This window comes from Scytonema hankhaensis NUACC26 (assembly GCF_045865695.1).
GTDB lineage: Bacteria > Cyanobacteriota > Cyanobacteriia > Cyanobacteriales > Nostocaceae > Scytonema.
On sequence record NZ_BAACAP010000213.1, the window covers coordinates 55429 to 78384 of the forward strand.

At 42.3% G+C, this 22956-nt stretch carries 23 protein-coding genes, 2 tRNA genes and 1 pseudogene; 14 read left to right on the forward strand and 12 right to left on the reverse strand.

The window, feature by feature from the left end; translation table 11 throughout:
- Window positions 1–139: 139 nt before the first annotated feature.
- From ACKTT2_RS27665 to ACKTT2_RS27680, 4 genes are all read right to left on the reverse strand, one after another.
- Window positions 140–343 carry a hypothetical protein gene (locus tag ACKTT2_RS27665; protein ID WP_407892641.1) on the reverse strand — a complete coding sequence of 68 codons (204 nt, stop codon included), beginning with the start codon at window positions 341–343 and terminating at the stop codon, window positions 140–142.
- Between the two features lie 406 nt (window positions 344–749).
- Window positions 750–962 (reverse strand): hypothetical protein, encoded by a 213-nt coding sequence (locus ACKTT2_RS27670; RefSeq protein WP_407892643.1) that lies wholly within the window; start codon window positions 960–962, stop codon window positions 750–752.
- A gap of 575 nt (window positions 963–1537) precedes the next feature.
- Window positions 1538–2953 carry a M16 family metallopeptidase gene (locus ACKTT2_RS27675; RefSeq protein ID WP_407892694.1) on the reverse strand — a complete coding sequence of 472 codons (1416 nt, stop codon included), beginning with the start codon at window positions 2951–2953 and terminating at the stop codon, window positions 1538–1540.
- Between the two features lie 259 nt (window positions 2954–3212).
- Window positions 3213–4727, reverse strand: coding sequence for a M16 family metallopeptidase (locus ACKTT2_RS27680; RefSeq protein ID WP_407892645.1), 1515 nt, complete (start codon window positions 4725–4727; stop codon window positions 3213–3215).
- Window positions 4728–4937: 210 nt separating this feature from the next.
- Between ACKTT2_RS27680 and ACKTT2_RS27685 the strand changes: the two genes are divergently transcribed.
- Window positions 4938–5549: a TetR/AcrR family transcriptional regulator gene (locus tag ACKTT2_RS27685; protein WP_407892647.1), complete on the forward strand. Its 612-nt coding sequence runs from the start codon at window positions 4938–4940 to the stop codon at window positions 5547–5549.
- 25 nt (window positions 5550–5574) lie between these two features.
- Here the strand turns inward: ACKTT2_RS27685 and ACKTT2_RS27690 are convergent, their stop codons facing one another.
- Window positions 5575–6021, reverse strand: coding sequence for a DUF4332 domain-containing protein (locus ACKTT2_RS27690; RefSeq protein ID WP_407892649.1), 447 nt, complete (start codon window positions 6019–6021; stop codon window positions 5575–5577).
- Window positions 6022–6154: 133 nt separating this feature from the next.
- On the opposite strand from ACKTT2_RS27690, the gene ACKTT2_RS27695 reads away from it, so the two are divergent.
- The gene (locus ACKTT2_RS27695) at window positions 6155–6349 is read left to right on the forward strand and encodes a DUF6887 family protein (RefSeq protein ID WP_407892651.1); all 195 of its coding nucleotides are present in this window, start codon (window positions 6155–6157) and stop codon (window positions 6347–6349) included.
- A 20-nt stretch (window positions 6350–6369) separates the two neighbouring features.
- Here the strand turns inward: ACKTT2_RS27695 and ACKTT2_RS27700 are convergent, their stop codons facing one another.
- Entirely contained in the window at window positions 6370–7515 is a 1146-nt protein-coding gene (locus ACKTT2_RS27700) for a pentapeptide repeat-containing protein (RefSeq protein ID WP_407892653.1), read from the reverse strand.
- 643 nt (window positions 7516–8158) lie between these two features.
- Here ACKTT2_RS27700 and ffh point away from each other — a divergent pair.
- The 5 genes from ffh to ACKTT2_RS27725 all read left to right on the forward strand — a co-directional run bounded on the left by ffh (window position 8159) and on the right by ACKTT2_RS27725 (window position 12314).
- Window positions 8159–9631 (forward strand): signal recognition particle protein, encoded by a 1473-nt coding sequence (gene ffh / locus ACKTT2_RS27705; protein ID WP_407892655.1) that lies wholly within the window; start codon window positions 8159–8161, stop codon window positions 9629–9631.
- Window positions 9632–9866: 235 nt separating this feature from the next.
- Complete coding sequence (gene rpsP, locus ACKTT2_RS27710; protein ID WP_038090343.1) at window positions 9867–10127, forward strand: 30S ribosomal protein S16; 261 nt, start codon at window positions 9867–9869, stop codon at window positions 10125–10127.
- Complete coding sequence (locus tag ACKTT2_RS27715; RefSeq protein WP_407892657.1) at window positions 10090–10524, forward strand: KH domain-containing protein; 435 nt, start codon at window positions 10090–10092, stop codon at window positions 10522–10524. The genes rpsP and ACKTT2_RS27715 overlap by 38 nt, the downstream gene beginning before the upstream one ends.
- Window positions 10525–10716: 192 nt before the next feature.
- The gene (gene rpsU / locus ACKTT2_RS27720; protein ID WP_017748565.1) at window positions 10717–10893 is read left to right on the forward strand and encodes a 30S ribosomal protein S21; all 177 of its coding nucleotides are present in this window, start codon (window positions 10717–10719) and stop codon (window positions 10891–10893) included.
- Between the two features lie 461 nt (window positions 10894–11354).
- A complete protein-coding gene (locus tag ACKTT2_RS27725; RefSeq protein WP_407892660.1) occupies window positions 11355–12314 on the forward strand; it encodes a PhoH family protein in 960 nt (319 codons plus the stop codon).
- A gap of 834 nt (window positions 12315–13148) precedes the next feature.
- Here ACKTT2_RS27725 and ACKTT2_RS27730 read toward each other — a convergent pair.
- The gene (locus ACKTT2_RS27730) at window positions 13149–13484 is read right to left on the reverse strand and encodes a DUF928 domain-containing protein (protein WP_407892662.1); all 336 of its coding nucleotides are present in this window, start codon (window positions 13482–13484) and stop codon (window positions 13149–13151) included.
- A 393-nt stretch (window positions 13485–13877) separates the two neighbouring features.
- Between ACKTT2_RS27730 and ACKTT2_RS27735 the strand changes: the two genes are divergently transcribed.
- Together ACKTT2_RS27735 and ACKTT2_RS27740 are read left to right on the forward strand one after the other, a co-directional pair.
- Window positions 13878–14177: a hypothetical protein gene (locus tag ACKTT2_RS27735; RefSeq protein ID WP_407892663.1), complete on the forward strand. Its 300-nt coding sequence runs from the start codon at window positions 13878–13880 to the stop codon at window positions 14175–14177.
- 110 nt (window positions 14178–14287) lie between these two features.
- Complete coding sequence (locus ACKTT2_RS27740; protein WP_407892665.1) at window positions 14288–14692, forward strand: ChuX/HutX family heme-like substrate-binding protein; 405 nt, start codon at window positions 14288–14290, stop codon at window positions 14690–14692.
- A gap of 252 nt (window positions 14693–14944) precedes the next feature.
- Here the strand turns inward: ACKTT2_RS27740 and ACKTT2_RS27745 are convergent.
- From ACKTT2_RS27745 to ACKTT2_RS27760, 4 genes and pseudogenes are all read right to left on the reverse strand, one after another.
- Window positions 14945–15313, reverse strand: a pseudogene (locus tag ACKTT2_RS27745) (roadblock/LC7 domain-containing protein); the annotation flags it as partial.
- Between the two features lie 69 nt (window positions 15314–15382).
- The gene (locus tag ACKTT2_RS27750; RefSeq protein WP_407892667.1) at window positions 15383–15931 is read right to left on the reverse strand and encodes a GTP-binding protein; all 549 of its coding nucleotides are present in this window, start codon (window positions 15929–15931) and stop codon (window positions 15383–15385) included.
- A gap of 174 nt (window positions 15932–16105) precedes the next feature.
- A complete protein-coding gene (locus ACKTT2_RS27755) occupies window positions 16106–16690 on the reverse strand; it encodes a roadblock/LC7 domain-containing protein (RefSeq protein ID WP_407892669.1) in 585 nt (194 codons plus the stop codon).
- 91 nt (window positions 16691–16781) lie between these two features.
- A complete protein-coding gene (locus tag ACKTT2_RS27760; RefSeq protein WP_407892672.1) occupies window positions 16782–17660 on the reverse strand; it encodes a DUF4388 domain-containing protein in 879 nt (292 codons plus the stop codon).
- 817 nt (window positions 17661–18477) lie between these two features.
- On the opposite strand from ACKTT2_RS27760, the gene ACKTT2_RS27765 reads away from it, so the two are divergent.
- The 4 genes from ACKTT2_RS27765 to ACKTT2_RS27780 all read left to right on the forward strand — a co-directional run bounded on the left by ACKTT2_RS27765 (window position 18478) and on the right by ACKTT2_RS27780 (window position 21775).
- The gene (locus ACKTT2_RS27765) at window positions 18478–19269 is read left to right on the forward strand and encodes a DUF6816 family protein (RefSeq protein WP_407892674.1); all 792 of its coding nucleotides are present in this window, start codon (window positions 18478–18480) and stop codon (window positions 19267–19269) included.
- A 239-nt stretch (window positions 19270–19508) separates the two neighbouring features.
- Window positions 19509–21359: an ABC transporter ATP-binding protein gene (locus tag ACKTT2_RS27770; RefSeq protein WP_407892676.1), complete on the forward strand. Its 1851-nt coding sequence runs from the start codon at window positions 19509–19511 to the stop codon at window positions 21357–21359.
- A gap of 186 nt (window positions 21360–21545) precedes the next feature.
- Window positions 21546–21628: transfer RNA gene (locus ACKTT2_RS27775), tRNA-Tyr, on the forward strand.
- Window positions 21629–21703: 75 nt separating this feature from the next.
- Window positions 21704–21775: transfer RNA gene (locus ACKTT2_RS27780), tRNA-Thr, on the forward strand.
- A 189-nt stretch (window positions 21776–21964) separates the two neighbouring features.
- On the opposite strand, the gene ACKTT2_RS27785 is transcribed toward ACKTT2_RS27780, so the two are convergent.
- Window positions 21965–22330, reverse strand: a complete 366-nt coding sequence (locus tag ACKTT2_RS27785) for a response regulator (protein WP_407892678.1) — start codon at window positions 22328–22330, stop codon at window positions 21965–21967.
- A gap of 300 nt (window positions 22331–22630) precedes the next feature.
- Between ACKTT2_RS27785 and ACKTT2_RS27790 the strand changes: the two genes are divergently transcribed.
- A complete protein-coding gene (locus ACKTT2_RS27790; RefSeq protein ID WP_407892680.1) occupies window positions 22631–22933 on the forward strand; it encodes a DUF924 family protein in 303 nt (100 codons plus the stop codon).
- Window positions 22934–22956: the final 23 nt, after the last annotated feature.

Sequence of the window (22956 nt, forward strand, 5' to 3'; positions counted from 1 at the left end):
GGGTATCGCTCGTCCTACACCTCATGTTAATTTTCTAGCAGAAAGGAAGTCATTTGACCAGTCGAGAAGATTCAAATAAACTCAGCTTAAAAACCCGGTTATCTATTAAAGAAACCGGGCTTAGACATTTTACATTGTTTTATTTTGAAGATTGATTTGTGACTATGAGGTAAATCAGATAAGCTGCAAATGCTTTTAATAATGTGGTAGCAAATATTTGAAAAGGATTACCACCAAATACAGATGCAGATTCGTTTTCAGATAGTTCATTTAGAAAAGTATTGGAACGAGAGAAAACTCGGTCATTACCATGATGTAAATCAGAAATTGTAATTTTAGCCATTCCTGTTCTTAAATTAATGATTAAATATTTGTACGACTCCTACCCCGCTTGAAGATTACCTATTTAAATGAACCGCACTTGACACAAAGGAGATGAAGAAAGAAGAAAAGAAAATTGGTAATCTTGTAGAGGGAAGGGAGTACTCTTATCTTTGAATAAAATTGGAGGAAGAAAAGTGATGAGAATTTCTTCAAAATAGCCAATTGTAAGGTTTCAAAATCTCAATGCCTGCGATGGCTTGTTTTAGGTTGGGGTTAGACTGCCCAACCTAAAATCAAACTTTTTTCTTCTTTCTTCATTTAATCAAAAGGTAAGTTATACCATTTGTGGATAAAATTGCTATGTTTGAAAATTAGTAAGCAAAAAGACAAAGTAGTATAACATTCCCAATTGTATGCGATTCAAATTATTTGACTAACTGGTAGATCGCTAAAATTCCTGTTCCTTTTAAGAAGGTATCTTGCAAAATTTTAGCTATTTCTACTGCAAAGCCACCGTATCCTAGTACAAAAGAAGTCAGTGCATCACCACCATTAACACAAGTAGTTTCTGTTTCAGCTACTTCATTAATAAAAGATTGGGATTCTACTGACAATTCAGAAATTGTGATTCTAGACATAATGTTTTTCTCCTTAAGTTGTCTTGTTGTTTGGCTCAAGCACTCGTTTGCTTAACCCTTGTTTATATATTTAATGATTTCACCTATAAAATCAAGTTTAAAAAACTATGTTTTTGGACACAAATCCAGGCAAGAATGTCTGTCATTTCTTTCTTATAAAGTCTTTTGTTCTATTAAATCTGGAGTGCTCTGCACGAGGGAATTTTGTTTACATAGTAAACTTGAATGAAGTACAAATTTATCTGCGTTCGTCAGCTACAGGCTGCGGTTCCATAACTTTTTTATGTATGACAGCCAATTGAAAAGCGCCATATATTTATCTAAAACTTTTGAAACATCCGCTAAGACAAAAATCCAGGATTTTTTGTTCGTAAAACTTATTTACTCCCTGCCTAAATAAAAAGCCCCTTTTCTACCTTTGGGAGAGAGGGGGTTGGGGGTGAGGGTTTCTTTCATCAAAGCTATCTCAAGTGGTAGCTTAATACAGGAGGCGGAGCCTCAAGTAAGGCATTCCCAGGCTGAGCCACCGGATCGAGGAGGGGGAAACGGCGGATGAGATGAAATTTGCCTTCCGATTAATTAACAACCGCTTGAGGTCGTGGCGAACCGGGAATCGTCACATCTATCGGTGTCACCTCTGCTGATAGCTGAGTCAAAGGTGGTTTGATAGCCGTTTGATTACCTACAACTAAAGTGACAAAATTCTCAGGCTTGAGGTACTGCTTGGCTACTCGCAACACATCAGCAGCTGTTGTTGCAGCAACTGCTTTTTGATAGCGGAAGAGGAAATCGGACGGATAACCGTAATATTCATACCGCATGAGACGCGACAGTGTTTGAGCGGGATCTTCAAAATTAAAGACAAAAGAATTGAGAGTGGATTCTTTTGCAAAAGCCAATTCTTGCGGTGTCACGGGTTCTGCTTGCAATCGCTTGATTTCTGCTTGCACAGCTTTGACAAACTGTACCGTAGCATCGGAACGGGTTTGTCCGCCTGCAATAAACATTCCTGAATAATCGTAGCGAGGACTCCAAGAACCATACACGGAATAAGCCAAACCTTGACGGGAACGCACTTCATTAAACAAGCGTCCGCCAAACCCAGTTAACACTCCGTTTAAGACATCTAATGCTGGATAATCGGGACTGTTTAACAGCCCTCCCAAATGTCCCATCAAAATATTGCTTTGAGTCAATTGGGATTGGTTGACAAAAAAGACACCACCTTGTTTGGCTTGGGATACTTGCGGTATCTGAGGTTTCGTCATTTTGGGGTTAGCTTTCCAATCGCTCAACTTTGCTTGAATGAGCGATCGCATTTTTTTAGAATCAAAATCCCCCACAATCCCCAAGATCGTATTATTGGGGTAAAAATACTGCTGGTAAAACTTCACCAAATCTTCGCGAGAGACCTTATCTATAGTCGCATACTCCACAGTGCGAGCATAAGGGCTTTCCTTACCATAGATCAATTTCTGAAATTCGCGGTTAGCAATTTCATCCGGATCGTCATTGCGGCGGGAAATCCCGCCCCGCACTTGGGTTTTTGCCAATTCCAACTTGTCTTGAGCAAACGCTGGTTCCCGAAGCACTTCTGCAAACAGCCCAAAAACCGTATCTACATCTTCAGTCAGCGCTTCAAAGCCAGCCGTCCCAGAAGATTCGCTAATGCCAGTTTCCACTGAAGCAGCTCTTTGTTCCAACAATTGGTTAAGTTCATCAGGAGAGTGCTTCAAAGTTCCCCCAGATCTCATCACCGTACCCGTCAACTGAGCCAAACCAACTTTCTCTCCTGGCTCCAAGCGATCGCCTGTACGTATCACTGCCGAACCACTTACCAACGGTAATTCGTGATTTTCCATCAAATACACGACCATACCGTTATTAAGTACATACCGTTCGTACTTTGGTAATTTTACATCAGGAAGCTTTGGAAATTGCAATTCTGTATAATGCTTTGCTGCCGTCGCCGCTTCTGTAAGATTCAGCATACCAAAACACAGCAACGGAACAAGGGCAAAACAAACCAGCAATGTGTTTAACAACCTTTTCACCTTCAATCTTTTCTGAACAGACCTCTTCATTTTTTCTACTCCTTTTCTGCGTCCCTCGCATCTGATTAGGGCTAAGATTTCCTAGAAATAAATTCTTTATCTTGTGGGATGGGCTTCTAGCCCGTCCTATAACATTGGCGGGCGAGGACGCCCGCCCCACAAGAAGTAAATTAGGTATTTTTTATTTGGAAGTTTCTTACCCTTGTTTCGACAACAGCTTGCCAATAGTACGATTGTTTGGTGAAAAAGTTGCTTTTGCCACTCGCTGAATATCAGCAGTTGTTACAGCTTCAATTGCGTCTAATTGCTTAAACAAATTCCGCCAAGAACCAGTTTTCACTTCATACTCTAACAACTGCTGCGCCATTCCCATATTAGAATCCAATGTCCGTAACAAACCTGCCCTAGCTTGTGTTTTCACGCGATCTAACTCCATCGCTGAAACGGGTTCCGTTTTCAACCTTTCTATTTCTTGTCGCAAAGCCACTGCCACTTCATCAACAGTATGATTCGGAGCCGTCAAAGCATAAAATAACATCAAATTCGGATATTTATCTCCCGGAAATCCGCTAAAGCCTTGTGCGGCTAGTGCCAATCTTTGTTTTTCTACCAAGGACTTATACAACCGTGAGGTACGCCCATCACTGAGCAAGCTACCTATAATTTCATACACTGCTTGGTCGGGATGAGTAATTGCCGGACGGTGGTAACCTTCTAAGTACCAAGGTTGTGACGGGAATTCTAAAGTCACTTCTCGCGTTTCTGTTTGTTTTAGTTCTGTGGGAATATTACTAATTGATTTTGCTTTTGTTTTAAATCGTCCAAAGTAAGTTTGTGCTAACCTTTTGACTTCTACTGGATTGACATCCCCAACAACAGCTATTGTCAAATTACTGGGGACATAATGCGTCTCAAAAAACTTCTGCACGTCATCCGTTGATAAATTGCGGATATCTTCGTCATATCCAATGACCGGACGCCTATAGGGATGAGTTTTGAAAGCAGCATCAGTAAACTTTTCAATCATCATTCCAATGGGGGAATTCTCCACGCGCAGCCGTCGTTCTTCTAGAATGACATCTTTTTCTTTAAAAAATTCCCGACGAAGAACGGGGTCGAGAAATCTTTCTGATTCTAGCGACATCCACAGTTCTAGTTTGTTGGAAGGAAAGCTGTAAAAATACCGGGTTGCTTCTGTAGATGTATTGGCGTTTAAGCCTACACCTCCGGCTTGTTCTACAATTCGTCCCAATTCGTTTTGTTCGACAACTTTGGCAGCTTGTGCTTCTACTTTCTCAAATTCAGCTTGTAACTGGGCAACTTCATCCTGTTTGCCTGCAGCTTTTGCTGTTTTGATTTGTGCTGCTATTTGGTCTAGACTATCAAGTAATGGTTTTTCTAGTTTGTAATTTTCTGTACCAATTCGTGTCGTGCCTTTAAATGCCAAATGTTCTAGAAAGTGTGCCACACCCGTTTTTCCGTTAGGTTCATCTACACCACCGACATCAGCATAAGTTAAAAAAGAAACAACAGGAGCTTGATGCCGTTCCAAAACAATAAACTTCATGCCATTGTCGAGGCGAAACTCTGTTAACTGCTTAATCACGCGATTTAAATACGGTTGGATCGAAGTCTGAGCAGTTTTTGGAGTTTGGGTTCTAGCGACAGCTACACCAGGTAGCAAACCCCACCAAAGAAGGACTACCGCCATAAATGTGGCAAAATATCTTTTTACTTCCCTTTGGTATAAGCAACTAAGCCTGTTCATAAGCAACAATAAATTTAGATATCTATTACAACAAAGATAAATGACTTTGCCAACCGTCTTCTTAATCTTGTATTAAGCTTTCTCTGGTTGTTCTACTTAACGTTAGACAATAATGCTACAAATCCTGTTCCGGATATATCACTAATAACTGTTATGCGAGTTTTTAATTCTCCCCCACCCTCAGAAGCCCAAACACGCGATCGCATTCTCCTCGCGGCTAGGCGTTTGTTTGCCTCTCAAGGATTTGATGGTACGACCACCCGTGACTTGGCACAAGCAGCTAATGTTGCAGAAGGAACTCTCTTCCGTCATTTTCCCAATAAAAAGGCGATTTTGGTTGAGGTAGCGACTCAAGGATGGGTGGAGATCTTAACAGATTTGCTAACAGAACTGAGTGAAATGGGTAGCTACAAAGCAGTTGCTCAAGTCATGCGCCGTCGGATGTGGAATATGCAGAAGAATGCCGATCTCATGCGGGTTTGTTTCATGGAAGCACAATTTCATCCCGATTTGCGCGATCGCATTCAATTAGAAGTCATTGCAAAAATGACAGACGTTGCTGAGGCATTCTTTCAAACGGCGATGGATAAAGGAGTCTATCGGAAGATGGATGCCAACCTCGTTGCAAAAGTGTTCTTGGGAATGTTTGCCGTTGCGGGCTTTTCCAACAATACCCTTATGGAACCTAATGCTTCTCCAAAAGAAATGCAGGAAATGGCAGAAGGGTTAGCAGATATTTTTCTGAATGGAGTGTTAAATCAGTGACCAGTGACCAGTGACCAGTGACCAATTACAAATTTCCAAGCGCCTTTGCCTGATAACTCCACTGTTGCACTTGCTCGATTGAAGGACACAAATCCCGACTCTGTACTGTTGCAACCACAAGGCGTAAGATTTGTTTGTGTAGTTTATGAACGGGAATAGCGGCTAACTGTGTTGCGGAAATTACACCAGCGTGCAGTAATAAGCCGCAATATTGCGTTCCCACACTGGGGATGCGAGCTAAATCGGCTAGAGCAACCCATTTATGAATGTACTGAATATGAATTTGTAATTTGTTTGCTAGCGCTAGCTTGGTTGCTGGGGTCTTTCCATGTTTGACCAGTTCGCCTGTGGTGCTAATCCCGCAATTGTGTAGTTGCAATTGTTCTTCTTGGCTCAGTCCCGGAAGTTGTGCGAGCGGCCAATCGCAGGACAAAATAGTATTACCTACTCTTGTTTTTTGCTTTATAGACATTTTGGGTTGAAAACTCCGCGTAATACAGTGACTAGTAACCAGTGACCAATGACCAGTGACTTTAGCTAAGCTACGTTTGACGAAAACTGAGGAGTAGTCGGTTGCCTTTATGATAATACGCGACTTGCAACAAATGACTAATGCTGAACTTAAGCAGTATATTTCACAACACAGAAACAATGAGGAAGCTTTTCGAGCAGCATTGGAAGTGCTGATGAGCCGCAGCGATCCCAATGCACCATATCAACCATACCCCTTTGAGCTTACCGATCCCAAGAGTGAGGTAGAAGCACTCTTGATAGAGAAGATAAAACAAGCAGAAAAATAAAAGCGGTCACTGGTCACTGGTCACTGGTAACTGCTCACTGGTAACTGGTCACTGGTCACTGGTTGGCGATCGCTCTCTTGCGCTTCTAGTCCCGAAAGAATACGCCATTTTGATTCCAACTGTGTTGCTCTATTAATTTTAACACAACTTAGTTTAGCACCTAGTAAATTTGCTCCTTTAAGGTTTGCTCCTTCTAAATTCGCCCCTTCTAAATTTGCTCCCTCTAAATTCGCATCTCTCAAGTCAGCGTCTTTCAAGTTCGCACTACTAAGGTTAGTATTCTTTAAATCGGAACCAATAAGAATAGCTTCTTTTAGTTTAGCTTCACTAAGATTGGCATCTTGAAGGATTGCGCTTTGAAGGTTTGCACCTCTAAGCTTGATACTACTCATGTAAGCTTTACTAAGGTTGACACCCAACATTTTTGCATTGCTGAGATTTCCACTCCACAAGTAGACTCCTGTGAGATTAGCGTGACTTAGATTAGCGTCTTTTAAGTCAGCATTACTGAGATTGGCGTGACTGAGATTGGCTTCCCTCAAGTCAGCATTGCTGAGGTTTGCGTTACTGAGATTAGCGTCTTTCAAGTCAGCATTACTAAGGTTTGCGTTGACTAGCTGAACGCTGCTGAGGTTTGCTTTCTGAAGGTTAGCACTACTGAGATTTGCACCGATTAATTGAGCATCACTGAGATTGCTATTACACAAGTTGGCTTGACTAAGATTGGCATAATTTAGGCTAGAGCCACTTAGGTAAGCACTACCAAGATCGATACCTGATAGTTGAGTATTGCTTAAGCTCGCCAAGATTAAATTAACTGAAGTAGCGTCTTGGTTTTGAGATTTTAAAGCTAAAATTTCTTGAAGAGAATTAAATTGACTATTCGCTTCTTGTTCTGTATTCTGTCGAGCGCACGACTCTTTATTTTGCAATACGGTCAAACTCTCTTGAGAGGTTTGAGTAACTATCTTTTGTTTACTCTTAATAAAAAATAAAGCGGATAAACCTAGATATAAACTAACAACAAATGTTGATTGATGTCCTTGCGTGAGTAACAGCATGACTGTAAAGCCAAAACTAAATAAGAGCGATTGCTTGATTAAGATGCTCAACCCTGCTTTAGCTTCTTTATTCAAACTATCCTGTTCTCGTTCGGTATTAGTCATGCTACTTCCTTGTTTGCTTTTTTAAATTTATAGAAAAAATTAACTAAATATCCTAAAATAATAAACTTAATTTTTACTCAGCAGTCTTTAATACTATTTTACAAGTTAACTAATTAGCGATGGCAAATGGCTACTGAGAGCCATTTACTTATAGTGATTCTATCCGATCTGTGAAAGAAATTTAAGTATTGTATGCTGGGCAATGCCCCCCATACGTATAATTCAAAAATCAGATATGAGTCCTATATACTATTTGTACCAGTCTTGAGTTTATTTCTCCAAACTAATGTTTTCAGTTGAGCTTTTTTAGCAGTAGCAAGTAAAACAATTTTTACTTCTACCTAACCTCAATTATTTTAAGACTTTAGATGAGTAGGGTGCAACTTAAATTTATTGATTTTTGTTGTATATTTTTATTTGTTTGTCAAAAATTTATTCTCATTGTTAGCGATCGTCATATCTTTAAAATACACGTATAAAATAATACGAGTATAGACTTTCTTTCCCACCGACTAGAAGTAGGCAAAAAGATCGCGTCCCCGACCTTTCAGGTGAGACGTGGGGCTTCTGACCGATTAAGCTAAGCTTAATATATATATTTCATTAAAACTTTGCTCGATAACTACCTGGAAACTCACTGATTATGTTTGAAGCACTAGCTGACCGTTTAGAAGTTGCCTGGAAGAAACTCCGGGGTCAGGATAAAATCTCTCAATCCAACATCCAAGACGCTTTGAAGGAAGTGCGTCGTGCGTTGTTGGAAGCAGATGTCAATCTCCAGGTAGTTAAAGATTTTATTACCGAAGTTGAAACTAAGGCACAAGGGGCTGAGGTTATTACTGGGGTTCGACCCGACCAACAGTTCATCAAAATCGTTCATGATGAGCTAGTACAAGTGATGGGGGAGGAAAACGTACCTCTTGCACAAAGCGATCGCCCGCCAACAATTGTTCTGATGGCAGGTTTGCAGGGTACTGGTAAAACAACTGCCACTGCCAAGCTAGCATTACATCTACGTAAATTAGAGCGCAGTTGCTTAATGGTAGCAACAGATATTTACCGTCCGGCTGCTATCGATCAGTTGGTAACATTAGGCAAACAAATTGAAGTACCCGTCTTTGAACTTGGAACGGATACCGATCCGGTAGAAATTGCACGACAGGGCGTAGAGCGCGGCAGAGCAGAAGGTATTGATACAGTAATTATTGATACTGCTGGTCGCCTGCAAATTGACGAAGATATGATGGCGGAATTAGCTCGAATAAAAGAGGTTGTTCAGCCTCATGAAACCCTGTTGGTCGTGGACGCTATGACGGGACAAGAAGCAGCAAATCTTACCCGTACATTCCATCAACAGATAGGTATTACGGGTGCCATTTTAACCAAGATGGATGGTGATAGCCGTGGCGGGGCAGCACTCTCGGTGCGGCAAATTTCTGGTTCGCCAATTAAGTTTGTGGGTGTAGGGGAAAAAGTTGAAGCCCTTCAACCGTTTTATCCCGATCGCATGGCTTCGCGCATTTTGGGCATGGGTGATGTCCTCACCTTAGTAGAAAAAGCACAAGAAGAAATTGACCTTGCCGATGCTGAGAAGATGCAGGAAAAAATCCTGTCAGCAAAGTTTGACTTCACGGATTTTCTCAAGCAGATGCGCTTGCTTAAGAATATGGGTTCTCTGGGAGGTCTTCTTAAACTCATCCCAGGGATGAACAAGATTTCCGACGACCAACTGCGCCAAGGAGAAACTCAACTCAAGCGTTGCGAAGCGATGATCAATTCCATGACAGCCGCAGAACGTCGAGATCCCGATTTGTTAGCCAGTTCTCCAAGCCGTCGCAAGCGCATCGCCAAAGGTTCCGGTTATAAAGAAGCCGATGTCAGTAAGTTAGTCGGTGACTTCCAAAAGATGCGTAATCTCATGCAACAGATGGGACAAGGACAATTCCCTGGAGGAATGCCAGGAATGCCGGGAATGTTTGGTGGTGGTGGCATGGGCGATCCCTATGCAGCAGGTAACCGCCCAGCCGCCCCTGGTTGGCGCGGTTACACGGGTGGTGCCAGCCCTAAAAAGAAACCAAAAAAAGACAAAAAGAAGAAAGGGTTTGGGACGCTATAGTTACTGGGGATTAGTGATTGGGGATTGGGCATTGAACAATGGTCACTGGTTACTGGTCAATGATGACAAATGACAAAGGACACCCGTTTTGTGCTAATATTAGCTTTTTAGCAAGAAACGTTCAGCACTCTATCTTTGGGAGAGCCTTGCGCCTACTATGAGGTCTGTACAATACCGCTTGCCTACGAATAAACTACAAAACGATTGCTAGAAACAGGAGCACGATTTCTAAACCATGATTAAACTGCGCTTGAAGCGATACGGTAAAAAGCGGGAAGCGAGTTACCGCATAATCGCAATTCAAAGCCTCGCTCGCCGCGATGGTCGTCCGCTAGAAGAACTGGGATTCTATAACCCCAGAACAGATGAAGTAAAATTGGACGTTCCCGGCATCGTCAAGCGGCTACAACAAGGCGCTCAACCCACAGATACAGTGCGTCGCATCCTGCAAAAAGCCAATGTCTTTGAACAGGTCAGTGCAAAAGCTACATCATAACAAGATTGCACAGAAATCCCCAGCGACCAGTCCTGATTACGTTGGACTGGTACGGTTTCTCATGCAACCATTTTTGGATTCTCCCGAATCTTTAAGCGTCGATTGTGAACTGACTCAAACGCACAAGCGTGCTTGGATTCGCATTGCCTTTGATGGCACAGATAAAGGAAAAGTGTTTGGTCGGGGTGGACGAAATATTCAAGCAATTCGCACGGTGATTGTTGCAGCCGCTCAAGCAGCTGGACAATCAGTCTACCTTGATATCTACGGCAGTACTGCCGGTGGACGAGAGGGTTTGTCTTTTGAAGATGAAGGTGAAGAGCGATTGCCACCGCCAAAACCCAGAGAAAGACGCGGAAACGGACCCAGACCTATTGTAAAAACCCGCTTCCGATAGGTTGAGGTAAAGCAAAGAAGTTGTATTCTTCGTGTTTGCGCTGTAAAAGCAAAACACTAATTGCTGTAAAAATTCTTCTCTGTCAATTGAGAAGGTTATTATCTTCCATCATGGAAGCAGCCAATACTGCTTGCAGTAGGTGGGGTTTTCTACAAAGGTTTGATAATCTCTCTAAGGAGGTGAAACTAGGGAGTGGCTGAAGTCCGTTTGGGTGAAAACGAGTCTATCGACTCAGCATTAAGGCGTTTTAAAAAGAAAATTCAAAAAGCCGGGATCTTGTCCGAAGTTAAGCGTCGTGAAAGATATGAAAAACCCAGCTTGCGCCGGAAGCGCAAAGCGGAAGTTGCACGTAAAGGTGGTCGCTACTAATCGGTGACGAGTGACCCTATCTCAAGCGCGGAGACGCTTCGCGAACGGGTTCGCCCTCCGGGTATCTCCTATGTGCAAAGCACACGCTACGCGAACGGAGACGCTTCGCGAACGCCAGTCGCCTGGGCGTGGGAAACCCCTCCGGGTTCGCCAGTTCCTTACGGCGGGAAACCCGCTTGCTGGACTGGTCTCACCGCCTCATGCACGCTGGACTCACCAGTCCCCTGGGCGTGGGAGACCCCTCCGGGTTCGCCAGTTGCTGTGAGTTCGGGCTAACCCTCATAGGCGCACTGGTCTCACCGCCTACAGGGCTGGACTCACCAGTGACCAGTGACCGATGATAAGTGACTATCAGTAGCTGATGGTGTCACAGCTGAGGTTTGAAGGCTTTTGTTATTCAAACCTAAATGAAGTAGAGACGCGAACAACCGCTTCTCTACTTTCTCTTTAATTAATGACTAATGACTCATAACTTAACAATTCAACTACCGAATATACCTAGTGCGATCGCACTAGCAGGAGAAGGGGAAAATAATCTCAAAATACTTGCCCGCCAAACAGGTGCAACTCTCGTACTACGGGGGCAAGAACTTTATATTTCTGGCACAGAAAAGCAAATTGACTTAGCTAGTCGGTTAGTGCGATCGCTTGAAGACCTTTGGAGTCAGGGCAATCATGTTACTAGTACAGATATATTAACAGCCCGTCATGCCCTCGATACCCATCAGGAAGATGAACTAATAGATTTGCAGCGAAATGTCATTGCCAAGACGCGCAAAGGCGAAGAAGTGCGAGCCAAAACCTTACGACAACGGCAGTATGTTGAAGCACTCAATAAGCGCGACCTCATCTTTTGTACGGGTCCCGCCGGAACTGGTAAGACATTTTTAGCAGTTGTTGTTGCCGTGCAAGCACTCCTTGCCAATCAATTTGAAAAACTCATTTTAACTCGTCCTGCTGTAGAAGCCGGTGAAAGGCTTGGTTTTTTACCAGGGGATTTGCAGCAAAAAGTCAATCCCTATTTACGCCCCCTTTACGATGCCATTAATGAATTTATCGATCCAGAGAAAGTCCCATCCTTAATGGAAAGAGGTGTGATTGAAGTGGCTCCTCTCGCTTATATGCGGGGACGTACCCTCAACAATGCTTTTGTCATAGTAGATGAAGCCCAAAATACAACACCATCCCAAATGAAAATGGTTTTGACTCGTTTGGGTTTCCATTCTCGGATGGTTGTGACGGGCGATATCACACAAACAGATCTCCCACCCAATCAACAATCTGGTTTAACACTGGCAACACACATTCTAAAACATGTAAAAGGCATTGCTTTTTGTGAATTCTCTCAGAAAGACGTAGTGCGTCATCCTCTTGTTCAGGAAATTGTCGCCGCCTACGAACGTCATGAAAATCATTATTAGATAGTGGTTAGTGGTTGGTGGTTAGTGGTTGGTGGTTGGTGGTTAGTAGTGTGGTACGGGCATCTTGCCCGTTATTTTTTTCTTGTGGTCTATCGATCTGAAAATTGCTGTAATACCATTTCACCAAATATAGCGGTTTTCAATTGGGTGCAATACATAAAAAAGTTATGGAACCGCACCCTCGACGCAGACGAACGCAGATCGATCTGTACTTCATTCAAGTGAGAACTGCTATAATTGCTACATACGATCCCCCCCTTATTAAGGGGGACTAGGGGGGATCGCATTTGTCTCAAAGATTTCAAGAATTGGTATAACCTACAAGTGCTAACTTTTCGTCATTTCATGCTGAAAGGGAGAAGGACGCAAATAACGTAGCATTGACTATATTAATAGTTAAAAATTACACAAAAATCGTGCGGAAAAAGTCTTGACGTTAAATCATAGCTAACAATATGATAAATATGACACTACGCAGATAATTTGAGACACTCTTCTTGTAGTTATTTCTCTACGTGCTAGATAAAAAGCAAGAAAATTGTGTCTAACCATCGGCGAATTGCCAAATAGTCAGTATCAGATTTTTTCAATCGCATACATTTAAAGGATTTTGGAATGAGAACTCGTAGAGCTTTGCTACAGTAGGTGCAACAATAAACGCTCCACGCCATTGGGGGGCAAATTTTTTTAGCTTCCTACTTAAAACAGATTGAGAATTAAGATTGCTAGAAATACGCTGAAGTACTTTAGTTTTAAAAAAAGATTTCATTACTGAGTCAGTTGTGAAGGTCTATTCTATAAGACGGGCTAGAAGCCCGTACCACAAGATATTTTTTAATTTGGTAGGTGACGACGCTCCTGCGTTGCGATATTATTCAAACCTACTTGCTCCAATAGTGAAGTGAATGAATTCAACACTTGGCGATCTGTTGGATTATTCGCTTGTAATTTATTTAAAATTGCCAGTCCATCGTACCAAAAACCTAACTGAGTATAAGCCAGAGCGCGATCGCGTTCCGAATTAGCGTTGGTCAATTTTTTAGATAACTCAGACGTGCTAGCAACCCGTTCAATCCAAGCACGAGCATTAATATTTTGGGAAGGACGTTTTTCGTTACAAATTAATGCCACAGTCCATCGGTATTCTTTACCGACAGATAATTCTGGCAAGTCTTACGACAAGCACAACTCAAAATCATTGCTGACCCAAATGGACATCCAGCGATTTGGTCGCCGTTTGTCTTAGTAGGAAATTGGTAGGTTGGGTTGAGGAACGAAACCCAACATTCCATCGCAATGACCAACCAAATCCAACATTCCATCCAATTAAAGAACTCTTAGATTTTAGATTTTGGATTATTATGCTTATGAAGATAAATATGATAGGACTTACGCAACCTCAACATTATTTTGAGAGTTTCACACGTTATCGATCCCCCCAACCCCCCTTAAAAAGGGGGGCTATACGTAAGTCCTATATGAATAGAAAGAACTAGTCCCGATATTAAACAAGAAAGCTCGCTTCAAGAACAGCCTAGTAATTTTATTGCTACTGACGCTATCGTGGCAAATAGCTGTTTAGCTAGTAGAAATGTCTCTCGTGGCAGCTTTGTGGTAACGGGCAATGGTGGTTTACCAGAAACACCAAATGATGGCACTATATCTTATACAGTCACGCAAGTGCAGCCAGTTTCGGCAGATAAGGGGACACAAGAGAACAGAGAAAATACTCAGACTTGGAAATTGGGCGATCGCATTACTGAGGCAAAACAGCTACTTGTTACTCCTGATGGTCGCATAGTGTTAACAGCCGTAAATGAGAATGAGGAATTTCTTAACGCACAGGATTTAACGTGTCGTTAATTTCTTGGCTCTGGTATTGTATACCATTGTAGTAGGCAGGGCTATGCCGCACAAAAGTTTATATGGTAGGCAATGCTACGTATGTTTCAAAAATCAAATAGGAGTTCTACATGACAGCAACGTTAAAGGAATTTTTAGAAGCTTGTGAAAGTTTGGGTACATTACGTCTTATTGTCACAAGTAGTGCGGCTGTCTTAGAAGCACGGGGCAAAATAGAAAAGCTGTTTTATGCAGAATTGCCTAAAGGGAAATATGCGAATATGCATACTGAAGGTTTTGAATTTCATTTGAATATGGATAAAATTATTCAAGTAAAATTTGAAACCGGAGAGGCAAAAAGAGGTAACTTTACTACTTATGCCATCCGCTTGCTTGATGAAAAACAGGAATCAGCCTTGAGTATATTTTTACAGTGGGGAAAGCCAGGAGAATATGAACCCGGTCAGGTAGAAGCTTGGCAAACTCTAAGAGAAAAGTATGGCGATGTTTGGGAGCCAATACCGTCTGAGATTTAAAAATGTGTGGTACTACCGAATGGTTTTACAGCATTTGTAGGGGCGCGGCGGCATTCTTCGCGCCTACGATTGTTGGCAATTGTTGGAAAGTCAGTTTCTAAACCGTTTTTGGTATATAGCGGTTTTCAATTGGGTACGATACATAAAAAATTTATGGAACCGCAGCCTGTAGCAGATAAACGCGGATAAATCTGTACTTCATTCAAGTGAAAACCGCTATATTCCCCTGTAAAATCTAATGTTGTTCAATAACTATGCTAATAAAGGTGCAAGCTTAGCCACAATTCGTTTAACTTCTAAAAACAGAACACCTTGCTTAGCTGCTGCACTTGCAAGAACTAATAAAACAGCTTCTTGACCGCAACCGACTAAGATACCATAACCTTTCTCACCTTCTACTACAATACGGTCAACACTACCGCGAGCGAGTTCGCGTCCAATACGTTCTCCTAGGGATAGCATAGACGCTGACATAGCAGCAGTACGTTCTTCATCCATTCCTACTGTTAGTACAGAAGCTAATGCCAAGCCATCGGGGCTTGCAAGGATTGCACCTTGAACCTCAGCACTGCCAGAAACAAAATTTTGTAATTCATCTTGTAACATTGAAACATTAATCATGACGTTACTTCTCCAAAGGGTGTTGTATTAATGTTGTAAAAGGTAGGCACTCCGATCTGACAAAAGGTGCTATGAATTAGAATCTGGGTAGAAGTGACTTATCTCTTGAACAAGAGCAATCAAAGCTTGTGCTACGGAGGGTTTATTGGTGGCGTTAACAGATACGATTGGCGGTCGAGCACGCTCATCTGCAAATCCCAGAGCAAGCGCTACATCTTCTGCATCCCATGCGTCTGGGCAATCTGTGTGCGTCAAACCAATGATATGTGGAAGTTGTACTTGTTGATTGACAAAGTTGAGTATCCGCCGACCAAATCGTATATGATCTGGACGATGGGCATCTACGAGCAAAATGTAAGCATGTGCTTTGGCAATCAGAATATCCCACATGAAGTCAAACCGCAGTTGACCTGGTGTGCCATATAGGTGTAAGGATTGATTCGATGCGATCGTGAGTCGTCCAAAATCTAAAGCAACTGTGGTTTTTTCCTTCAGTTGTCCGACTTCATCTGTCGCTTTCTTATCAGTATCTACAACTTCTATCTCACTGATTGTACGAATCAAACTCGTTTTTCCCGCGCCTACGCCTCCTGTGACAACTATGCGTAGGATTACCATTTATACCTCCATAAGGTTATAGCTATGGAACTACACCCAAATACTTGAACAATGTAGTAAGTAATCTCAAGCCATGTAGATATAATGATGAACATCGCTTTAGTAATATTGCTTACTCTGTCATAGCTTAGCAAAAAAGTTTTACATAGAACGTATGCCTGTCGTAATTTTCTTTTACTTCAACAAAGGAGTTATTTCAGCAACAGCTTGTTTAATTTCCAGAAACAGAATGCCTTGCTTAGCAGCAGAACTAGCAAGAACTAACAAAATAGTCTTTTGAGTACAATTCACTAAGACTCCATAACCTCTCTCGCCTTCTACTACGACGCGCTCGATCGCACCACGGTCAAGTTCGCGTCCAATACGTTCTCCCAATGAAAGCATAGATGCTGACATTGCAGCAGTAAGCTCTTCATTCATCCCTGGTGCTAATACAGAAGCTAACGCCAAGCCATCAATGGTTATTATAATTGCACCTTCAACTTCAGCATTGCTAGAGACAAAGTTGTGTAACTCATCTTGGAGCTTTGAAACCGCGATCGCATTTTTTTCCTCAAAGACTTCTAATTGAGGGAAGATCGAGGTTTCCGTAGAAGGTGATAAATTTGAAATAGTTGCTGCACCGACTTTTGTATTTTCCACAAGGATGGTTGAGGGCAACTCTTCTGTGGTTTGCAATTCATCTGTTACCTTCGCAGGCTTGGCTGATATTCTTTCAAGTGCTACTAACAGTAGATTCAGTATTTTGCCCAAAGGCATGGTAGCTATAGTGCATACTTCAATGTGGTCAGTGGTTAGTCGTTAGTGGTTAGTTGTTAGCAGTTTTTCCCCTAATCCTTTCTCTCTACTTTTAAGCTTTGCTCTTTAAAAAACCAACGAGATTTTGCAAAAATGAAGTGCTAATTTTGAGTACTTCTGATTCCTTTGATTTTTGGTATTTTAATTCAGGATCGCTGATTACATCCAAATTTAAAGAGTCAACATTTAAATCAGATGTTGATTTTGCTATGGGCGCTTCTTCCACTAACCCCGCAAGCATCAACCGGAAAGTCGCTTGTTGAACTAACGCAACAGGTCGATCGATCAGCGTTGCGATCGCATCCAAAGAAACACTACCATTAGCAAATTCCCACACTTGCCACTCACAAGCGTGTAAACGAATCTGTGGTTTAGCGTGAGAAATACTTTTGACAGCCGAACTAGGACTTGGGAGAACATCTACTAGCGCTTTCCAGTTTTTTAATGCCCTTAAAGCCATGAGAGTCACTTCTGTTGCTCTCAAACTTAATCCAGTCATTTCTTCGAGAGGCAAAGCAGCTTTGCTATCAAGTTTAAATACACCTTGTTGAATTTCAAAAAGATCGCGAACTTGTTGTAATTGGTTGGCAAACAGCAGGTTCAGTTGCTCAGCAGTTAATAGGCTTTTAGTTTTTAACAGTAAACCGAGCGGTGATGCTGTAGGAGCTTCATTACAAACCTTTTCTAGAACTTTCAAATTTACCCAACCTCGCTTGACCATTTTAGAAATTAGTTCCTGACCGTGCAAGTGATGAGCAGCACCAACCACTTTCCCTTGTCTAAACCAGATGTAGAAATACTGAGATTTAGACATAGGAGATTGTAAATCTGGTAAGGTACAAACTGTTAAACAACCAGATTTCCGTCCTTGGTCAATCAGTTGGAACAATTCAGCTAAAGAAAAATCCGTAAAAGAACTAGATAGACTCATTAGTGCAAGTACTCTTTCAATGATTAATTTATATAAACTCGCACCCCGATGGATAATTCGACTTTGAAAACATTCTGTTAGCAAGGATAGAGACTCGTCTTTAACTTTATAAAGAGTAATATTACTGATAAGAAAATCAAATAATTTTTATGTTAGTAATATCACTTAACCAATTTACTAAAATCAGTATATTTTATAACAATCTGATTTCTCACTCGAACAATAATAAAGATAAAGTAGATTAGGCAATTCCCACCGTTCGCTGTTACGAGACACTACTAACCTATCAAAAAATCAGTAATTTTAGTAAGAAAAAATGTTTATATTTAGTTTTTTAATGATTTAGTTAAATTTGATGATAAAAAAGTAACTTAATGTTTTATTAGATGAGTTATTACTCAAAATAATATTAATATAAATTAATACATAAAAATCACAACTCCGAACTAGCTCCCTGACTTCTGAAAGGATATAGCTGGTCAATGGGGGGTCAGACCTCTCAGTCGATCTCTCTCGTTACCAGGCTCAGCCTGGTAACGCAGGCTGCGAGGCTCCGCCTCGCAAGTAGACTCAGCATAAGAGGCGGAGCTTCTAAAGAAGGCATTCCCAGGCTGCGAGGCTCCGCCTCGCTTGCGTTTGCTCAAGACAGGAGGCGGAGCCTCCGCTCAAAGACATTCCCAGGCTGAGCCTGGGAACGAGGTGGGGGGTCAAAGACATTCCCAGGCTCAGCCTGGGAACGAGGTAGGGGGTCTGACCTATCGCCAACAGCATCCTTTAAGAAGTCAGGGATCTAAGTCGGAGTTAAATCTTTATAATTATGCTTAAAAATACTTTTACCAGAATCATTTGGGCTTGTTGCTTAATTCTGTTATGTCTGTTCGCTACTGGAGAAGCAAAAGCCGGAGAATTATCTGAAAGGTTGGCAAATTTTCAGCGTTGGGAAAAATTAACATCAGTACGACCTGCAGTAGGCGATTTAGTATATCCAGAGTGGATGGAGGGTGATTGGGAGGTGAAAAGTACCCTTTCTGATTTGGCTGCACCTTTAGCACCAGAGATCGTTACCCCCGGATTTGAAAGCAATCGTCAGTACCTCAACCAACCCATAAGTTTCAAAGTGCGATTTGTCAAGTCAAAAGTACCTGCAACAGCACTCAAACCCATTCCCGTAATGAATAGCAAGTCAGTAAAAGTCATAGCGGATAGAGCTTTTAACGGTTTAAATTTAGCAAGGGCTTACTTAAATGATGCTGTACTATCTGTCAGAGTAGACCCAAAGTCGCCCAATCGTCAAATCACCTTTTTACGTGGAGAACGTCAGCTTGTTTCCATCATCAGTGGACGCGCTACAGAAACAACAGGTGATGGTAAATTTATCGGAACGGAAGTATTTCAACAAATATTTAAAGGTGGTGGGCGTCCTTACTTTAACATTGTTGAGTCCACAACTGAGTACTATAAATTGGATGGGACTAACCCCGTGAGTCCTGCAATAGAAGCCGATCAAGTCACTGCTGTTTATCTGTCACCGCAAGATCCAAATTACTTCAGTGCTGGTTCTCGACCCGTTGCACTTTATCGTTATCGATTGGAATTTTTTCGTGGCTAGTGACTGGGGACTGGGGGCTGGGGACTGGAGACTGGGGACTGGGAACCGGGAAAAATATTATCAATAGCTTCATCCCCAATCCCCAATCCCTAATCCCCAGTCCCTAATCCCTAATTCCCAATCTCCAATCCCCTATTCCCAAAGAAAGATTTACAAATCTAAACTATTGACTCTTTTGTAGTATAAATGTAGTATTAAAACCTCAGTTACAGGTTCGCGCTCTAAGAGTAGTGTGCATCATGGCTAATTTTCGAGATATTCTCAACTACTTTCGTCCCTACTGGGGGGTTGGTGCTTTTAGTATCGCGACCACCAGTTTGTATGAGGTCATCGATCTGGTGGTACCTTATGCGGTGGGACAGATTTTAAACGTTTTGTCCAACCAACCATTAGATAAAACACTTCAAGACGCGATAAGCCGGGTACAGCTTGCGCTAAGCGCGATCGCAAATTTCTCAAACCTGACAGATTACCCAGTAAGCAAGCCTTTAGAGATAGGAGCATTACTGGGTTTAATTTTTCTGGCTACAGTGGTGAGAGCGCCAACACAGCCTTGGTTGAGCAATTGGTTTCACTGGGATATTGCCTTAAAGGCGCGTCAAGCTCAGAGCCGAACAGCCATAGAAAAAATTCTGACCTTACCTTTAGAATTTTATGACGAAAACAACCCCGGACGTATTGCCGGACGAGTAGCACGAGGAATTGCCAACCATACTTGGACTTACCCTGAAATTTCAGGTCAGTTACTTCCCAAGCTGTTTCGGGTATTGGCTATCTTTGTGTTTATCTGGTTTGTTGAGTGGCGGATTGCACTTCTGTATCTGATTTCTTTTGTCGTTATCTTAGGCTTCAGTCTGAAGAAATTACAGAGGCTGATTTGGCACGATCTCCTCTTAGATAAGTACATGGAGGATACAGAAAGCCGCACTTCTGAGATTATTAGCAATATCAAAACAGTTAAGGCGTTTGCAACTGAAGCTCAAGAGTTAAAGCGGCAAAATGTGCGATTATCGCGGGAATTAAAACTTGTTGAATACCGCATTCACATGGGTTACATCAAATTGCAAATTTGGCAAAGAACTGTCATCCAGTTTTGTGTATTTGCAGTCTTGGGTTTGACTTTAGCCGCAACGCTCAATGGCAGAATTAGTCTCGGTCACTTTGTTATGACACTCACTCTGTCTAGCATGGCATACGCCGAGTTGGAGCCTATCAGCACCCTAGCGGAAATTTTTGCCCGCCGCTACACATCGATGATACGGTTCCACGATTTTCTGAAAGAACCTTCTGGAGTTGATTCAGAGGGTTTACTAGAAGAGCAAAATGTTGCGGACAATCCCTATAAATTTACTGGGAAACTGGAGTTTTGCTATGTGAACTTTGGGTACGATCTCGATCGTCCTGTTTTGCAAGACATCAATCTCTTGATTGAGCCATATCAAACAGTCGCGTTGGTAGGGCGTTCTGGTTCCGGTAAATCGACTTTAGTGAAATTGTTACTGCGGTATTTTGAACCTCAAGAAGGGAAGATTCTGATTGACGGTGAGGATATTCGCACTTTGAATGTAAGTAACTATAGACGGAGACTAGCGATCGTTCACCAAGAAGTCGATATTTTCAACGGAACTTTATTAGATAACTTAATTTATGGAAATCCCAATGCTAGTTTTGAGCAAGTTGAAGAAGCCTGTAAAATAGCCAGACTTGATGAAGTCGTACAGCAACTTCCCAAAGGATATTACACAGTTGTAGGAGAGAGAGGCGTGAGACTCTCTGGAGGACAAAGACAGCGTGTCGGGATTGCCAGAGCCTTGTTAGTAGAACCAGACGTGCTAGTGTTTGACGAAGCTACTTCCAGTTTGGACTATGAGTCAGAGCGATCGATTCAGTTAGCGATGCGTTCAATTTTAGGAACCCGCACCACAATCATTATTGCCCACCGACTGAGTACAGTACGCGAAGCAGATAAGATCGTGGTTTTAGACAAAGGTAGAATTGTAGAAGTTGGAAACCACCACGAACTCCTGCGTCGTGAAGGAATTTATCATCGCTTGCACTCCCTGCAAGAGACTGGGGAATTGGTTGGTTAGGGACTAGGGACTAGGGAGAGGGGACTAGGGAGAGGGGGGAGACAAGGTAGACAAGGTAGAACTTTCTTCCTTGTCCCCAATCGCCAATCGCCAACCGCCAATCCCCAATCCCCAATCCAAAATTTTTCTTCCCTCCCCCTTGCATTTCCCAAAGCTTGTGCTAACATTAGTAATCGTGGGTGACACGGGTCGGTGTCCGAGTGGTTAATGGAGGCGGACTGTAAATCCGCTGGCTTGCGCCTACGCTAGTTCGAATCTAGCCCGGCCCACCTGCAATAGAGTTAAGAGAAATGAGTAATAAACAAAACTCCGATCTCCTAACTCTTGATTTCCAAGTAAAATTTGCCCGTGTAGCTCAGTGGTAGAGCACACCCTTGGTAAGGGTGAGGTCATGAGTTCAATCCCCATCACGGGCTTTGTGAAAACTCAAAATAATCAACAATTCCACGTGTCACTATACTCGCGCCCCAATTGCTACCCATAACACTGGCTCTATGTGGTTTCAAGCATTAGTTTATATATTATTAATGCGTTTGGAAACCTTAAAGGTAAGTAATGCTACGTAACTCTTTTGCTCAGAACTAGCTCAAAAAACCGTTATGGCTTTATCGATTGAGCTTTTGAGTTAAACTCACGATTGCTTGTACAAGTGTCTCTGGCTCGATTGGTTTAGAAATATGCTTTTGAAATCCGGCTGATTGTGCCTGCTGCCGATCGATCTCTCCAGCATAGGCAGTAAGGGCAACTGCCGGAATTTGCTTACCTTGTTCTATTTCCCGAATTTGGCGCATGAGCATATAACCATCCATTTCTGGCATTCCAATGTCACTAACTAGCACATCGAATTTTAACTGGGTGATAACTGACAATGCAGCTAGAGCCGATGGCACAGAAGTGACGAGCGCTCCAGCTTGCTCTAGAACAAAGACGACGAACTCACGAGTGTCTGTATCATCATCAACGACAAGCACCTGAACATTTGAGAGCAGTAAGTCTTGAAGCGTCGGTAATACAGGAATCTGTTCATCTGTTGAATGCGATCTGCCGCTATGCAGAGCGCGAAGCGATAAGCGCTCTTTCAGCTTGCGCGGCTGGGCGAACGCTTTATAATTGACTGATTCTTTTCTTACTAAATCCTGACTTTATAAGACTTTTTCCGACTGCATAAATCCTATAAAGGGTTTAATTTTATTTAAGGATAGAAATGAAATTTAGAAAAATTTATCTATGTTGCTCAGCGATAAAAATGCATTGGTCATGGGAGGTTCGCTTTGAAAACGTCAGGATTTGAAGACGTTCTTCAGTTTTGGTTTCCTAACCAACTAACAAGCAATTTAGCAGCAATGGTTCGTCAGTGGGAATGGTGGTTTTGCTCAAGTGCTCCTGCCGATATAATCAAGTATTTTTCACCACTGTTAGAACGAGCTGAGCGGGGTGAACTTGACGCTTGGTCTAGTGAACCCCGCTCGCGGCTCGCACTTATCGTCGTCCTCGACCAGTTCTCCCGAACGATTCATCGAGGAACTGCTCAAGCATTCGCATTCATTCCTTTATGCTTGCAGGCTAACTCTTGAAGGGATAGATCTTGGTCACTACA